The 14,947-nt window shown below is 68.2% G+C and carries 11 protein-coding genes; 4 read left to right on the top strand and 7 right to left on the bottom strand.

Annotated elements, in window-relative coordinates:
- Positions 1-505: 505 nt before the first annotated feature.
- Entirely contained in the window at positions 506-3,697 is a 3,192-nt protein-coding gene (locus tag OG892_RS36995) for a glycoside hydrolase family 3 C-terminal domain-containing protein (protein WP_371631360.1), read from the top strand.
- A 44-nt stretch (positions 3,698-3,741) separates the two neighbouring features.
- On the opposite strand, the gene OG892_RS36990 is transcribed toward OG892_RS36995, so the two are convergent.
- From OG892_RS36990 to OG892_RS36965, 6 genes are all read right to left on the bottom strand, one after another.
- On the bottom strand, positions 3,742-4,944 hold the full coding sequence (locus tag OG892_RS36990) for a helix-turn-helix domain-containing protein (protein WP_327340364.1): 1,203 nt from the start codon (positions 4,942-4,944) through the stop codon (positions 3,742-3,744).
- A gap of 247 nt (positions 4,945-5,191) precedes the next feature.
- Entirely contained in the window at positions 5,192-6,964 is a 1,773-nt protein-coding gene (locus OG892_RS36985) for an RICIN domain-containing protein (RefSeq protein WP_371631359.1), read from the bottom strand.
- Positions 6,965-7,033: 69 nt separating this feature from the next.
- Entirely contained in the window at positions 7,034-7,942 is a 909-nt protein-coding gene (locus OG892_RS36980) for a carbohydrate ABC transporter permease (RefSeq protein ID WP_327340362.1), read from the bottom strand.
- Positions 7,939-8,952 (bottom strand): carbohydrate ABC transporter permease, encoded by a 1,014-nt coding sequence (locus OG892_RS36975; protein WP_073734084.1) that lies wholly within the window; start codon positions 8,950-8,952, stop codon positions 7,939-7,941. Before OG892_RS36975 ends, OG892_RS36980 begins: the two co-directional genes overlap by 4 nt.
- A complete protein-coding gene (locus OG892_RS36970; protein WP_079193342.1) occupies positions 8,949-10,208 on the bottom strand; it encodes an ABC transporter substrate-binding protein in 1,260 nt (419 codons plus the stop codon). Before OG892_RS36970 ends, OG892_RS36975 begins: the two co-directional genes overlap by 4 nt.
- Before the next feature lie 529 nt (positions 10,209-10,737).
- Positions 10,738-11,388, bottom strand: coding sequence for a TetR/AcrR family transcriptional regulator (locus OG892_RS36965; protein ID WP_371631358.1), 651 nt, complete (start codon positions 11,386-11,388; stop codon positions 10,738-10,740).
- A 113-nt stretch (positions 11,389-11,501) separates the two neighbouring features.
- Here OG892_RS36965 and OG892_RS36960 point away from each other — a divergent pair, with 113 nt between their 5' ends.
- The gene (locus OG892_RS36960; protein WP_073734086.1) at positions 11,502-12,194 is read left to right on the top strand and encodes a hypothetical protein; all 693 of its coding nucleotides are present in this window, start codon (positions 11,502-11,504) and stop codon (positions 12,192-12,194) included.
- A 91-nt stretch (positions 12,195-12,285) separates the two neighbouring features.
- Here the strand turns inward: OG892_RS36960 and OG892_RS36955 are convergent, their stop codons facing one another.
- Entirely contained in the window at positions 12,286-12,900 is a 615-nt protein-coding gene (locus OG892_RS36955; protein ID WP_371631357.1) for a hypothetical protein, read from the bottom strand.
- A gap of 212 nt (positions 12,901-13,112) precedes the next feature.
- On the opposite strand from OG892_RS36955, the gene OG892_RS36950 reads away from it, so the two are divergent.
- Together OG892_RS36950 and OG892_RS36945 are read left to right on the top strand one after the other, a co-directional pair.
- Positions 13,113-13,811, top strand: coding sequence for a TetR/AcrR family transcriptional regulator (locus OG892_RS36950; protein ID WP_371631356.1), 699 nt, complete (start codon positions 13,113-13,115; stop codon positions 13,809-13,811).
- Positions 13,812-14,043: 232 nt separating this feature from the next.
- Positions 14,044-14,907 carry a fumarylacetoacetate hydrolase family protein gene (locus OG892_RS36945; RefSeq protein ID WP_073734088.1) on the top strand — a complete coding sequence of 288 codons (864 nt, stop codon included), beginning with the start codon at positions 14,044-14,046 and terminating at the stop codon, positions 14,905-14,907.
- The last annotated feature ends 40 nt before the right edge of the window (positions 14,908-14,947 follow it).

Raw genomic sequence — 14,947 nt, 5'->3', positions numbered from 1 at the left:
GTTCAAGGATATGAACATTCGTCTGCAGTATGAACGTTGCAGGACGTGACGGTAGGCCCGGCCAACTCGGCGGTCAACCCTGCCGGACGAGGCAATGACGCCGGACTCGACCAGCCCGAATCCAGCGTCAGAGTTCACATGAATGAACGCAACCTGCGAAATGCGCCGCCACCTGCGGCTGACTGCCGGGCCAGCAAGTGTTGATAACTGTTTCTTTGTCTTTCACCTTGACCTTAAAAGAAACACAACTGCACACTGTGCAACGCCCGTTCTCTGAGTGGAGAGCATCTTCATCCAGCGGGCCAGTACGGCCGGGCTCGGCCGGCTCCCCCGACGACCGGTACCACGATCGCCGCAGGCAAGGCAGCGGGACCGACCGATCAGGCTCTCGTCACCATCACGCCGTGACCGCAACGGCATTCCCGCCCGTCAGGCCGTCCTGACCTGCGGACGGCCACGTCATCAGTGTGCTGAACGGAGAAATCTCATGTTAAGGAACCGTTGGTTGAGTGCCGCTGTCGGCGGCACTCTGTTGATGGTCGGACTCGCCGGACAGGCTGACAGCGCACCCTCGGCCGTCGCCGCGAGCGCGCGGTGTCCCTGGGTCGGGACGGGCGCGCCGGTCGCCGACCGGGTGTCGCAGCTGCTGGGTGCGATGTCCCAGGATCAGAAGCTGTCCATGGTCGCCGGTACCGGCAGCAACACGTACGCCGGTGTGGTCCGGGCGATTCCGGAGCTGTGCGTGCCCGAGCTGGATCTGGAGGACGGCCCGTCCGGAGTGGGCCAGCAGCTCACCGGCGTGACGCAGTTGCCGTCGGCCGTCAGCGCGGCAGCCACCTGGGACACCGCCGCAGCGAAGGAGTACGGGGCGGTGGTCGGTGCCGAGCAGGCGGGCAAGGGCTCCGAGGTCGATCTCGGTCCGACCGTGAACCTGGTCCGCGACCCCCGCTTCGGCCGGGCCTTCGAGACGATGGGCGAGGATCCGCACCTCGCCGGGGCGATGGGCACGTCGGTCATCCAGGGCGTGCAGGGCCAAGGTGTGATGGCCCAGCTCAAACACCTGGCGGTGTACAACCAGGAGACCTACCGCAACAGTCCCAGCGACGCCGTCTCCATCGACGAGCGGACGCTGCAGGAGCTCTATCTGCCGGCCTTCGAGACTGCGGTGCGGAAGGGTGCGCCGTCCTCGGTGATGTGCTCGTACAGCACGGTCAACGGTGACTACGCCTGCCAGAACAAGAATCTGCTCTCCACCGTCCTGCGCGATCAGTTCGACTTCACGGGCTTCGTCACCGCCGACTGGGGCGCCACCCACGCGGCCGCCGGGTCGGCCAACGCCGGCATGGACATGGAGATGGGAAGCCGGAACTACTTCGGTGACCAGCTGGAGACCGCGCTGGCCGACGGCTCCGTCAAGCAGTCCACCCTCAACACGATGGTGGGGCGCATCCTCACGGAGATGTTCACCTTCGGGCTGTTCGACAAGGCGCCCTCGGGCTCGACCGGCACCCATGTGAGCACCGCGGACCACGTCGCGACGGGCACGGAGGTCGCCCAGAAGGGCGCTGTGCTGCTGAAGAACTCCGGCGTCCTCCCGCTCAGCGCCACCAAGGGATCATCGGTCGCCGTCCTGGGCAGCTGGCAGAACTCCGGGGGCGGCAGCGCCTCCGTACACGCCGACTCCGTGGTGTCCCCGCAGCAGGGCATCGCCGCACGGGCGGGCTCGGGTGTGAACGTCCAGTACGCGCAGGGTTCTACGGCCAAGTCCACGCTGGCCGGCATACCGGCGGGAGCGCTGAAGCCGGCCTCCGGCAGCGGGAACGGTCTGACCGGGCAGTTCTACAACAACACCGATCTCTCCGGCTCACCGGTGCTCACCAAGAACACCACCGGCCTGGACTACAACTGGAACGGCTCCAGCCCCGGCCAGGGCGTCAACTCCAGCAACTGGTCGGCGAAGTGGACCGGCACGCTGAAGGCCCCGGCGACCGGCGTCTACACCTTCGCCACCACCAGCGACGACGGCAGCCGGCTGATCCTGAACGGCAAGAAGCTGGTCGACCAGTGGGGTGACCAGGCCGAACAGACCCGGTCGGCCAGCGTCAGCCTGACCGCCGGACAGTCCGTCCCGATCGAGGTCGACTACTACAACAAGTCCCAGGACAGCCGGCTCAGCCTGTCCTGGACGCCGGCCGACTACACCGACAGCGCGATCACCGAAGCCGTCTCGCTGGCCAGGAAGTCCTCGGTCGCGGTGGTCTTCGCCAAGACCGACACATCGGAGGGCTCCGACCTCAAGGACATCGAACTCCCGGGTGACCAGAACCAGTTGATCGCGCAGGTGGCCGCGGCCAACCCGCACACCGTCGTCGTACTCAACACCGGCTCGGCCGTCACCATGCCCTGGCTGGACAAGGTGTCCGCAGTACTCGAAGGCTGGTACTCCGGACAGAGCGAGGGCACCGCGATCGCCTCGCTGCTCTTCGGCGACGTCAATCCGTCCGGCAAGCTCCCGGTGTCGTTCCCGAAGTCGCTCAACGACGTACCCGCCAACACGGCGGCTCAGTGGCCGGGGCAGAAGGACCAGGTGCATTACAGCGAGGGCCTGGCCATGGGCTACCGCTGGTACGAGAGCAAGGGCGTCGAACCGCTCTTCCCGTTCGGCTACGGGCTGTCCTACACCACGTTCGGGTACGGCGGCCTGGGCATCAGCGGACCCGACGCGCACGGCGACTCCACGGTGAAGGCCACCATCACCAACACCGGCAGCCGCGCGGGCGCGGAGGTCGCTCAGCTCTACGTCACCTCGCCCGCCGCCGGTGAGCCCGGAAAGCAGCTCAAGGGCTTCCAGCGGGTGGACCTGAAGCCGGGCGAGAGCAAGCAGGTCGCCTTCCCCGTCTCCATGCGCGACCTGTCGCACTGGGACACCCAGGCCCACGCATGGGCGGCCGACAAGGGAAACTACGGCATCTACGTCGGCGGCTCGTCCGCGGGCAGCAAGCTCGACGGCACGCTGAAGGTCGCCTCCACCTCGACCGGCAACTCCGTCACCGTGAGCAACCCGGCCGGTATGAGCAGCCTGGCGGGCAACTCGGCGACGCTGGCGATGCACGCCTCCGACTCGGCCTCCGGGCAGAAGCTCACCTACAGCGCCTCCGCGCTCCCCGCCGGTCTCTCCATCGACTCCGGCACCGGGGTGATCTCCGGCAAGGCGACATCGGCCGGCACGAACACGGTCACGGTCACCGCCACCGACGGGACGGGAGCGAAGGGCAGCACCACCTTCGTGTGGTCCGTGGTGAAGCCCGGCAGGTCCGGGCCGGTCACCTCCGGGCTGTCGTCCTCGCTCTGCCTGGACGACCGTGCGGCGGACACCGCCGACTCCAACCCGGTGCAGACCTACGCCTGCAACGGCAGCCAGGCCCAGCAGTGGACCGTGGGCTCGGACGACACGCTCCGCGTCCTGGGCAAATGCCTGGACGTCAAGGCCGCCGGCACGGCTGACAAGACCCCCGTCGGCATCTACGGCTGCAACGGTTCCGGCGCTCAGGTCTGGAAGCCGCAGTCCAACGGCGCGCTGCTCAACCAGGGTTCGGGCAAGTGCCTCGACATTCCGGCCGCCTCCACCGAAGGAGGTGCCCAGGTGCAGATCTACGCCTGCAACGGCACCAACGCTCAGAAGTGGAACCTGCCCTGACCGGCATCCGCCCGCGCCGGCCGGCGCGGGCGGACCGTCCGGACTCAGGTGCGGCGGCGGTTGAGCAGCCACCACGAGGTCACCAGGTCCTCGGTGCGGCGCAGGTTGAGTCCGGTGAGTTCCTGGAACCGGTTCACCCGGTATCGGACGGTGTTCGGGTGCACGGCGAGCCGTGCGGCGACCTCGCGCACGTCCTGGTCGCGTTCGAGGTACTCGCGTGTGGTCTGCTCGATCTCGCCGCTGGAACGCCCGGCGGCGTCGAGTGCCGCCAGGTGGCGTGCGCAGAGCCCCTCCGCGGTGTGCGCGTCGGACAGTACGAGCGGTCGCGGCCCGAGGTCCGCCAGGCGCACGAGGCCCGACATGGCGAACCGCCGCGCGGTCGACAGGGCCAGCACCGCCTCGTCGAACCCGGCGCCGAGTTCGTCGAGCGGGAGCGGCGGACCGGCCGCGACCAGGTGACCGGCGATGGATTCGGGTGCCCTCGGCGCGATGAAGCCGAGTACCGACCCGACCTGGGCGAGCAGCAGCCGATCGGCCGGCACACATAGGACGGAGGCGACGGCGCGGCGGACCGCGTCGGCTTCGCCCGTCGACGCGGCCTGCGCGGCGAGGGCTACGTGGTGGGCCTGGGGCGCGAGACCGAAGAGGTGGGCGTCGCGGCTGATCCGCTCGGCCGGGAAGGTCCCGCCGAGCACACCGCTCGCGAAGGCCGAGCGGCGTTCGGCGTCGAAGTGCGCGCGCTCCAGGGCGAGATCGTGCTGGACCCGGGCGAAGATGGCGGACGCCTCGTTGGAGAACTCCCAGGTGCTGTCATGCACCGCGAGCAGGAGGTCGGGGGGCAGACCCACTTCGGCCGCCACCTCGTCCAGCAGGGCGAGCATCTCCCGGGAGCCCAGTTGGTAGCCGATGGTGAGCACGTCGAGCGGAACACCCTGGGCGGCCCGCTCGACCGCGTAACCGCGGAGCATTTCGCGCAGGGCCGCGTCGGGAACGCGCAGGGAGGCGAGCTCGGAGACGAGGATGTCCATGAACCGCCGGGCGGAGGACCGGATCTCCGCGTCCGGGAGCACCGCGTAACCCGGGAGGTGCCGGCGGATGAGCGGGACCAGGCGGTCCCCGAAGACGTCGTGCAGGGTGCGCAGGCGCGCGACGGCGGCGATGACGGTGCTGTGGGTCGGGGCGTCGAGGGTGGCGAGGTCCGGCATGCTCCGACGTACGGGCCAGGCTGTTGGGGTCTCGTACTCCATACCGGCAGCCTACTCACGGAACTTGTCCGGTGAGACAAAGTTCGCGCGATGAACCGGGTACGTATTCCATGGCCGGCCAGGCATGGCAAGACCACACCGTGGCGGAGCTCACGGCGACCTTGTTCCCACTGACATGTTGCACGGTCTTCCACGCCGAGGAGGACCTCTCCTGCGGCCCGTCCGCCGCGTGGGAGCCGCTCCGCATCCGACGGTGCCCCGGCCGGCGGCCGGGGCACCGGGATCCGGATCAGCCCCGGTCCCAGCTCCACTTCTGGTTCGCCGCGCCGTTGCAGGTCCACAACTGCAGCTCGGTGCCGTTCGCGGTCTTGGCGCCCTTCACGTCCAGGCACAGCCCGGACTTCTGGGCGACGATGGTGCCGTCGCTCCTCACGGTCCACTTCTGGGACGTCCCGCCGTGGCAGTCCCACTGCGAGACCTTCGTTCCGGGGGTGGTTCCGTTCTCGTAGACGTCCAGGCACTCCGTGGCGCCCATGGTGCGCAGTTCACCGGTGGAGGTCGGTGAGATCTGCTGGTTGAGGCCGCCGTTGCAGTCCCAGATCTGCTCCTTGGTTCCGGGGAGGTAGACGTTGCCGCCGTCGGTGTCGACGCACTTGCCGGACTGGGCGCTGACCAGGGCGCCGGTGCCACCCGTCCCGGAGGTGGGGACCGCCGCGATGAGGGCTACTCCGCCGGGGGCCACGCTGGTGGTGTAGGTGCTGACGGTACCCAGCGGCTTGTCGTTGTTGATCACGTCGGTGATCTTCGCCGAGCCGCTGAGCCCGAGCTGGTCCAGCGGAAGGCTGAAGGTGTGGCTGGAGGAGGTGTCGGTGTTGAACACACCGATGTACCAGGTGCCGTTCTTCTCCCGCTTGGCGAAGACCTGCTCGTTGCCGCTCTTGATGACCCGGGCGGCGGGAATGCCGTCCTGGTCGATCGCGATGAGCCTCTTGTTGGCCAGCAGCGCCTTGTCGCCCGGGTCGAGATGCGTCAGGTCGGCGCCCAGCATGTACTGGGAGGCGGCCAGCGCCCACAGCGCCATGTTCGTCTGCCGCTGGGGCGGTGTGATGCCGTCGTTGTCGCCGTTGCCGACGCCGAAGGAGTCCAGGTCGTTCCACCCGGCCTTCCCCGCGTACGGCTGGTACTTGGCCGCGTCGTCGAACCGCTTGGACACGTTCGCCCAGCTGGTGAGCGGGAAGCTCTGGCCCCTGGGGCTGGCGCCGATGTCACCGTCGATCCGCCAGGAGTTCGACAGCTCGGACCAGGTGGAGGACGCGGACAGGCTGGCGGACAGGTTCAGGGCGATCGGACGGCCGGTCTTCCCCAGGGCCTTGGACCAGGCCCTGACGTCGTCCGTCTTCGACGGGCCGACTCCGTCCAGCTTCAGGTAGTCGATGCCCCAGCCGGCGAACTGGTCCGCCCAGGAGTCGATGAACTCCTGCGCCCCGGGCTTGCTGAAGTCGATGTTGCGCATGCCCTTGCAGTTGAAGTTGCTCGCGCTGCTCGACGTGGCGATCTGGTCCGCGGTGTACGACGTGCCCTTGATCTTCGCCTTCTTGGCCACCGCCTGGGCGGAGATGCCCGGCGTCACGTACAGGCCGAACTTCAGCCCCTTGCCGTGCACGTAGTCCGCGAGGGCTTCCATGCCGTCCTTGGAGCCGCTGCCCGGGAACAGTGAACCGTCCGTCACCCAACGGCCGTTGGAGTCCACGTCGGGGCCCTGGCTCCCGGGGCACTTGTACCAGAAGTCGTCCATGTTGGCGTAGTCGTAGCCGAGGTCCTTCAGCCCGCTGGAGACGAGGGCGTCGGCCTGTGCCTTGAACTTTCCCGCGGTGGGGTCCCGCTGCAGGAAGCCCCAGCCGCTCCAGCCCATCAGGGGCGCGTCGGCCGCTATTGCGTTGTCCGGCATCGGCGCCGCGTCCGCCGCCGGGGCCTTCTCCGTCTGCGAGCCGAACGCCTCTGGCGCCGCCAGTCCGGTGCCCACGGTGAGGGCCAGCGCCAGCACCATCCATCGAGGTCTCATGTCTCCTCATCCTCTTTTCCTGGTTGCGGGTGTCGTTTCGGGGTTTCACGCACCGCCCCCTGCCGGTGCTCAGCCCTTGCTGGCCCCGAGGGAGAGCCCCGAGATGAACTGCTTCTGCAGCAGGACGTAGACCACCAGCGTCGGGACCGCGGCGATCATCGCGCCGGCGGCGATGAGGTTCTGGTTGCTCACGAACTGCCCCTGGAGGTTGGCAAGCGCGGAGGTGACCGGGCGTTTGTCGCCGGATGACATCAGCGTGATGGCCCAGAAGAAGTCGTTGTAGATCCAGGTCGTCAGCAACGTGGCCAGGGCGGCCAGCGCCGGTCGGCACAACGGGAGCGTGAGGCGCCAGAAGCGGGTCCACAGGCTCGTTCCGTCCACCAGCGCGGCCTCGTACATCTCCCCGGGGATCGACTTCATGTAGTTGCTGAGCACGAAGACGCAGAACCCCAGCTGAAAGGCCACGTTGATGGTGATGAGGCCGAAGGCGGAGTTGTACATCAGGCCGCTGTCGCTGAGGAACGAGGGCAGCGGGATCTTCAGGTACATCCGGAACAGCGGAGTGATGATCACCTGCTGGGGCAGCAGGTTCCCCGCCGTGAACAGGATGAGCAGGGCGACGTTCACCTTGACGTTCACCCGGGTCAGGACGAAGGCCGCGCCGGCGGCCAGCGCGAGCACGATGACGACCGCCGGCACCGTGATCACGATCGAGTTCCAGAAGAACCGGCCCATGTCCGCCTGGGACCACGCGTCACCGAAGTTGCTCAGTGTCAGGCTGTGCGGCAGCGAGACGTATCCGTGCTTGCGGGTGTCGGCGTACGGACGGACCGCGATGTACAGCGCGAACAGGATCGGCAGCAGCCACAGCACGGACGCGCCGACCAGGAAGACCTGCGAGAGGACCTGGCCCCGCGGTCGCGCCGGCCGGGTCACGCGCGCCGGTGTCGTGCCCCTCGGCAGTGTCGTCGGACTCACTGTGTTCCCTCCCTGCGGAACGTCTGACGGAGGAAGAGGCAGATCGGCACCAGCGAGATCAGGAGCAGTACGACACCGAGGGCGGAGCCGAAGCCGACCCGCTGGGTCTCGCCGACGATGTTCGAGGTCACCAGGACCGACAGCAGCTCCAGGCCGTTGATGCCCTTGTTGGTGATGTAGACGAGGTCGAAGGCGCGGAGCGACTCGATGACGGTGATCACCATGATGACGACGTTGATCGGTCTCATCACGGGGAAGACGACCCGCCAGAACGTCTGCCAGGCGTTGGCACCGTCCATCCGGGCGGCCTCGCGAAGGGTCGGGTCGACGGCTTTCAGGCCCGCGAGGTACAGGACCATCACATAGCCCGCCTGTCGCCAGGTCGCCTCCACCAGAACGGCCCACAGGTTCAGGTCCGGGTCGCCGAGCCAGTCGATGGCGTTGTTGTCCCCGGCGCGGCCGATGACGGTGTTGATCACGCCGTAGTTCTGCGAGTACATGAACTCCCAGATGATGCCGACGAGCGCCAGCGAGAGCATGACCGGCAGGAACAGGATGCTCTGGTACATGCGGCTGCCGCTGATGCCGCGGTCGATGACGACCGCGAACACCATCCCGAGCGGGGTGGCGATCACGACGAACACCGCGAGCCAGATGAAGTTGTGCTGGACCGCGGGCCAGAACTCCGGATAGTTGGTGGCGGCCTGGTGGTAGTTCTGGACGCCGTTCACACACCCGTTGTTCAGGATGGAGGGCAGGGCCGGATCGCATGCCTTGGTGTGCAGGTCACCGACGCCGTTCCACCGGGTGAACGACAGCAGTACGGTGCCGAGCGCCGGGGCCCACACGAAGGCCAGGCTGAGCAGCAGCGGAATGCCGAGCATCAGGGCGACGACGACGCGGTCGTGGGTGTTCAGGTGCCGCAGGCGCCGCGGCCCCCGGCGCTTGCGCCGGGCGGGCGGGCGGCCGGGCGGCGCCGGCAGACGGTGCGTGCGGGTGACGGTGCTCATCCGGTGTAGATCGCCTTCGCCTGGGACTCGGCGTTCTTCTGCAGAGACGCGATGCCGCTGGTGCCGGGGTCGCCGACGAACTTCTGGATCAGCGAGATCATCGCGGTGGCCATGGCGGGATCGGCGTCCCGGTCCATGAACTGGCCCACGGCCTTGCACTTGGCGATCTCGGCCACGGACTTCTTCTGGATGGCGTTGTACGTCGGCATCTTCAGGCCCTTGGCCAGACCGACGTCCCACTGGTCGGACTTGAGGTACTCGGCCTCGGCCGCGCCCGTGCCGATGTACTCCAGGACGGCCTTGGCCGCGGCGGGGTTCTTCGCCTTGCTGCTCAGCATGAAGCCGTCGGCGGGCGCGTCCATGTAGTCCTGGCCCCACTTCGGATTGATCGCGGGGAAGGGGAAGAAGTCCAGGTCGGCCAGGTCCGCCTTGTCACTGACGAACTGCGCGGCCACCTGGTTGGTGCCCTGGAACATCATCCCGGCCTTCTTGGACTCCAGCGTCTTGGCCGCGTCCTGCCAGGTCCGGCCGTTCGCGCCGCTCTGCACGTAGGGCATCATCTCCGCCCAGTGCTGGAAGACCGTGTTCACGCCCTGATCGGTCCACGCGATCTCGTGCTTCATCAACTTGACGTGGTAGTCGTAGCCGTTGATCCGCATGTTGAGGATGTCGAACGTGCCGAGCGCCGGCCAGCCGTCCTTCTCGCCGAACGCGATGGGGATGAGGCCGTCCGACTTCATCTTCCTGCACAGCGCGAGGTACGCGTCCCACGTGGCCGGCACCGTGTAGCCGTTCTTCTTGAACAGGCTCTTGCTGTAGAAGACGACCCACGGGTAGTTGTACAGGGGCACAAGGTACTGGTGGCCGTCGAGGCCGGTGGAGAGCTGCTTGGCGACCGGTCCGAAGTTGCCGCCGATCTTCTCCCAGACCTCGTCGAGCGGCGCGGCGAGTCCCTGCGCCGCGAAGTACTGCATGCGGTATCCGGCGAACCAGGTGAAGAGGTCGTCCGGTGTGCCCTGCAGATAGCTGGTGATGTTCTGCTGGAAGGAGTTGTGGTCAACGGTGTTGATTTTGACCTTCACCTTGGTCGACGCCGTCGCGGAACCGGTCAGCGCGGCGAACGCCTCCTTGGTCGCCGGGTCGGAGTTGTTCGATCCGAAGGTGACCGTGCTGCCCGCCACCGGGCCCGACGACTTCCTCGAGTCGCTGGACTCCGAGTCATCTCCACAGGCGGCGAGCAGACCGCCGGCGGCCACGGTCAGTCCGGCGGCGCCCACGCCCCTGAGCAGACTCCTGCGTGTGTGGGTGGGCGTGACGACGCCTCTGTCCGGGTCGACAGCCGACATGATGCCTCCATGGCGTGAATGATGTGAGCCGAGGGACGGTGGTCCCGGAATGCAGCCGGAACGGATCTCACCTGTACCGTCCAACTGTTTCCAACAGAAGCCACCAATTTGCAACGCAATCGATCGCTGGCGTAGTTCTACGCCCGTCCCGCAACGGCGTCTACGTTCCCGGCCACAAACAACTTTGGACGTCGACACGGCCGGCCGACTGGCCGCCGGAGCGACTCCGCGCAACCCGCCTTCACTCGCATCGGGCGCCAAGTCCTCGTCTCAGTAGGCGCTTTGACGCATGCGCCAGGGAGAAGCATGCCGGGCCGGCGCACCAGCTCGCCCCTCGTGTTAGTTCTTGTGCGGACGGAGACGAGCGCCCACGACACGGCCCCGCCGGAGCCCGACGTGACCTGTCGGCCCCGGAAGCCGCCCCACCTCCCCCGGCGGCTCAGGGACGAGCGGTGCGGTCCCGGTCGGGAGTGTCGAGGTAGGCGATCGCCATGTCGCCGAGTTCGTCGGCGTACCGGCGCAGGGCAGCCTCGCCGGTGGCGGGGTCGGGGCGCACCGAGTTGTGGAAGCAGGCGCCGAGGAGGGCGCGGGCCACGGTGTCCAGTGCCGCCTGCGGGTCGGAGCGCCGGATCCGGTCGGCGTAGGGGGTTGCGGCTTCGACCAGGAGGCGGTGGATCTCGGTGATGGCGTCGGCCCCTCGGTCCACCGCCTTGACGCCCCGTGCGCGCAGCAGCTCGGGGAAGAGCTTGTTGCCCTCGGCGAAGGACTGCAGCAGGGCGTGCGCGTAGGCGTCCATGAGGCCGCGCAGGGACGGCTCGGCCGCGCGCAGCCGTTCGGCGACGTAGGCCTCGCGGCGTTCCAGCATCCGCTCGACCAGGGCGGTGACCAGCTGGTCCTTGTCGTCGAAGCGGCGGTAGATCGTGCCGACCGAGACACCGGCGCGTTCCGCGACGCCGGTGATCGTCATTTCCGCCAGGCCGGACGAGGAGGCGATCTCCTCGGCCGCCTGCAGTACGCGAGCCAATGTCGCGACGCTGCGCGCCTGCCGGGGCTCTCGGTAGAGCGGTGCGCGATCTGGCTCCTCGGTCATGTCACGCATCGTATCGGCGGCGGTCTCCGCCGGTTCTCTTGACAAGTCGCTCGCTCCTGCGCATAACCTAACGTGAACATGAATTCACATTCACATTTCGTGGAGGTTCGAGAATGACAGACACCCGGACGTCGTCGCCCGTGACCGTGACGCTCGCGTCAGGACCCACCGGTGGGAGCATCGACGACTTCGAGCTGTTCTACGCCCGCCGCGCCCTTGAGCGCTTCAGGACGCGGCTGGGACGCCAGGGGCTGCTCGACCTGCTGGCCGAGGACATCGAGGCGGGCAACGCCTTCCTGCGCGAGAGCGCCCGTACCTCCGAGGGCGCCTTCAAGTCGGGCACGACGGTGCTCACGACGCAGGGCATCGCCTCGGGCGAGTTCCTGGCCTGGATGGACGAGGCGTTCGCGGGCGACGAGGGCCCACTCCTCGCGGCGCACCCCGAGCACTACGTGATGGGCACCGATTCCGTCGGAGCGCGCGTGGTGGAGAACATCGGCCCCCACGTCGCCGACTTCTACATGGGCGGCTGGGGAACGGAAGCCCTGGCCTGGGCCAAGGACGCGGAGGAACTCCTCCCGGAGTCGGAGTTCCCGCGCAAGATGTCCTCGAACCTCTTCCTGGCCGACGGCACGGTCGTCGGGCGGGCGCTGATCCAGTTCGGTGACACCGCGGAAGGCTTCACCGCGAACCTGACGGTGTACTTCCCCGCCACGTGCCCGGACGAGGTCCTGGAGCACCATCTCCGGCACTACGCAGTCGAGTTCAGGAACTGGATCGTCGCCGCAGCGGCCGCCCGCGGCTGAGGACCGGACGCGCACCGGACGGGGAGAACGCCGACGACACCCGTCCGGAATCCGGTCCGCCGGGAAATCCGCCCCTCCCCGGTCCGCGGCCTCATCCGCCGACAGCACCCGAAGGTTCCGTCGTGAGCGCGGCACGCGCGTCCCGGGTGAGGCCTCCCAGCGGGTCGGGCTCGTACGAGCCGGCCATGACGAGCCAGACGACGACGAGGATGCCGGGGGGCCCGAGAAGAGCGATCGGAAGGTGGGCGCCGAAGAAGCTGAAGAGGGCGAGCCAGGCGCCGGTGAGGATTCCGAGGCTCCTGAACAGCACCGGCCGGGAGAGCAGGGACACGGTGATCAGCCAGGTGGCCGCCATGACGTGGCCGCCGAGGCGCATCGGCATGTAGATGTCGTCGGAGACGAGGTTGAGCGTCATGATCCCGACCATCACGTCGATGGCGATCCAGCCGAACGCGGCCGCTCGCGCCCAGGCGGGGGCGGGCACCCGGTCGATGACGAACAGCACGCTGATGTGGAAGAGGATGCCCAGCGTCGTCCCCGCCCCCGACCCCGGAACGACCAGCCCCAGCACCAGCGTGGGGGCGAACAGCGCCGCGGGTACGACGGTGATCGCGCGGAAACCCAGCAGCTCCTTGTCGAGCTTCAGCCTCCGACGAGGTTCGAGTGATGCCGCGCGCCCGTGGGCGCTCTCCGTCGAGTCGGTCATGGTGGCGAGTCTCCTGCTCTTGATCTCGTCGGACGTCCGCGCACGGGGACGAGCGGCTCAGGGAAAGCGAGGCGCCGCGCGCTGCCGAGAAACGTGGGCGCGATACGGGCTCACCATCAGCGAGCCAGAACCGGATAGCACTTATCCGGATCGCTCGGCCAAGCTAACACGCGAAACGGATGAGAGCTATCCGCTTCGCGTAGGGTGGTCTCGTGACATCAACCGAGCACCCTCAAGGGCGGGACAACGAGCCGGCCGGCGCCACGCCCGCCGGACGCGCGCCGCGACGCGACGCCGCGCGCAACCGGGCACGGATCATCGACGCCGCGCGCGAGGTGTTCGCCACCCAGGGCGTCGGAGCCGGCCTCAACGAGATCGCTCACCACGCAGGTGTCGGCATCGGCACGATCTACCGCCACTTCCCCGACAAGGAGGTGCTCGTCGACGCCGCACTCGGTGACCGGTTCACGGAGTTGACTGCACTGGTGGACCAGGGCCTGGCCGCGGCCACGGCCTGGGACGGGCTGACTCATGTCATGCGGCAGGCGGTGGCCATGAACGTCGCCGACCGAGGCCTGCGCGACGTCGTCTTCAGCTCCGGGCCCGGCCGGCAGCGCGCCGACGCACTGCGTGACGGTCTGGCGCCACGACTGGAACAGCTCCTGGGGCGCGCCCAGCTGGAAGGTGCGGTGCGCACCGACCTGACGGTCCCCGATCTGATCATGATCATGCTGATGCTCACGGAGTTCGCGCACCGGAGCTCTCCGGTGCGCCCGGATGCCTACAGGCGCTACCTGGAGCTGATCATCAGCTCGCTGCGCCCCCAGTCGGCCGTCGATGACCTCGGTGTCGTACTCAGTGCCGCCGAGGTCCAGGCGATCGCCCGCCAATGGGCGGAACCCTCCCGCTGAAGCGTGTCGCCAGGCGGCACGGGTCACGACCCATGTCGCCGCCACGCGACCTTCCCTTCATCACCGTGCGCAGCGACCTGCGGAGCGCGATCGGTCGGCACGGTCGCCGACCGCAGCAGAAAAAGGCCAAGGAGAGTGATTATCGCTAATCTATTGCATTCGTGAGAACGCGTGTGAACACTGGGTTCCAGATGCCGAGCGCGAGACAGCGCACGAGACAGCGGGAGTACACATGCGTGTGGCGAACATCGATGGACGTCTGACCCTGAGCCGTCCCGACGGCCTTCTCGACGTCGCGGAGGCGAGCGGCGGACGGTTCGGTCCGGACCCCCAGCAGGCGTTCGCCGACTGGGAGGCGTTCACCCGCTGGGCGCACGAACTCGTACGCGACGGGCAGGCGGATTCCGGGCTGCGACCCGCCCCGGGTGACGGCGCGGTGTGGGGGCCCCCGGTCCCCCGCCCGGCCCAGATCTTCGCGGTCGGGCTGAACTACCGCGACCACGTGATCGAGTCCGGGCTGACGATCCCCGACGAGCCCGCGGTCTTCACCAAGTTCGCCACCTCGCTCACCGGGCACGACCAGCCGGTCACCCTGCCCGAAGGGCTGGTGGACTGGGAGGTCGAGCTCGTCGTCGTCATCGGACGGCGCTGCCACCTGGCGACCCGTGAGACGGCCTGGTCCCATGTCGCCGGAGTCACCGTGGGCCAGGACCTGTCCGAGCGGCGGCTCCAGCTCACCGGGCCCGCGCCCCAGTTCTCGCTGGGCAAGTCCTACCCCGGCTTCGCCCCCACCGGCCCCGAGCTGGTCACCGTCGACGAGCTGGACGACCCGGACGACCTGGAGATCGGGTGCGCGCTGGAGGGCGGCGAGGTGCTGCAGAAGAGCCGCACCTCCAGCATGATCTTCGACGTCCCGGAACTGATCGTCCGCCTGTCGGCAGTCTGCCCGCTGCTGCCCGGGGACCTGATCTTCACCGGTACTCCCGCGGGCATCGGCGGAGCCCGCACCCCGCAGAAGTTCCTCGCGCCCGGTGACGTCCTCGTCAGCCGGATCGAGGGGCTCGGGGAGCTCCGCAACCCGATGCTGTCCTCCTGAGTCACCGCACCTGTCCCCGAGAGAAACAGTCCGTCTGAAG

It is taken from the genome of Streptomyces sp. NBC_00341 (assembly GCF_041435055.1).
Lineage (GTDB): Bacteria > Actinomycetota > Actinomycetes > Streptomycetales > Streptomycetaceae > Streptomyces.
This window is presented reverse-complemented; position numbering and strand designations above follow the sequence as displayed.

What these genes read in the sequence shown, in the direction of transcription:
- OG892_RS36990 (WP_327340364.1), bottom strand. Translation starts at nt 4,944, where the DNA reads ATGGAGTACGAGACCCCAACAGCCTGGCCCGTACGTCGGAGCATGCCG.
- OG892_RS36985 (WP_371631359.1), bottom strand. Translation starts at nt 6,964, where the DNA reads ATGAGACCTCGATGGATGGTGCTGGCGCTGGCCCTCACCGTGGGCACC.
- OG892_RS36975 (WP_073734084.1), bottom strand. Translation starts at nt 8,952, where the DNA reads ATGAGCACCGTCACCCGCACGCACCGTCTGCCGGCGCCGCCCGGCCGC.
- OG892_RS36965 (WP_371631358.1), bottom strand. Translation starts at nt 11,388, where the DNA reads ATGACCGAGGAGCCAGATCGCGCACCGCTCTACCGAGAGCCCCGGCAG.
- OG892_RS36960 (WP_073734086.1), top strand. Translation starts at nt 11,502, where the DNA reads ATGACAGACACCCGGACGTCGTCGCCCGTGACCGTGACGCTCGCGTCA.
- OG892_RS36955 (WP_371631357.1), bottom strand. Translation starts at nt 12,900, where the DNA reads ATGACCGACTCGACGGAGAGCGCCCACGGGCGCGCGGCATCACTCGAA.
- OG892_RS36945 (WP_073734088.1), top strand. Translation starts at nt 14,044, where the DNA reads ATGCGTGTGGCGAACATCGATGGACGTCTGACCCTGAGCCGTCCCGAC.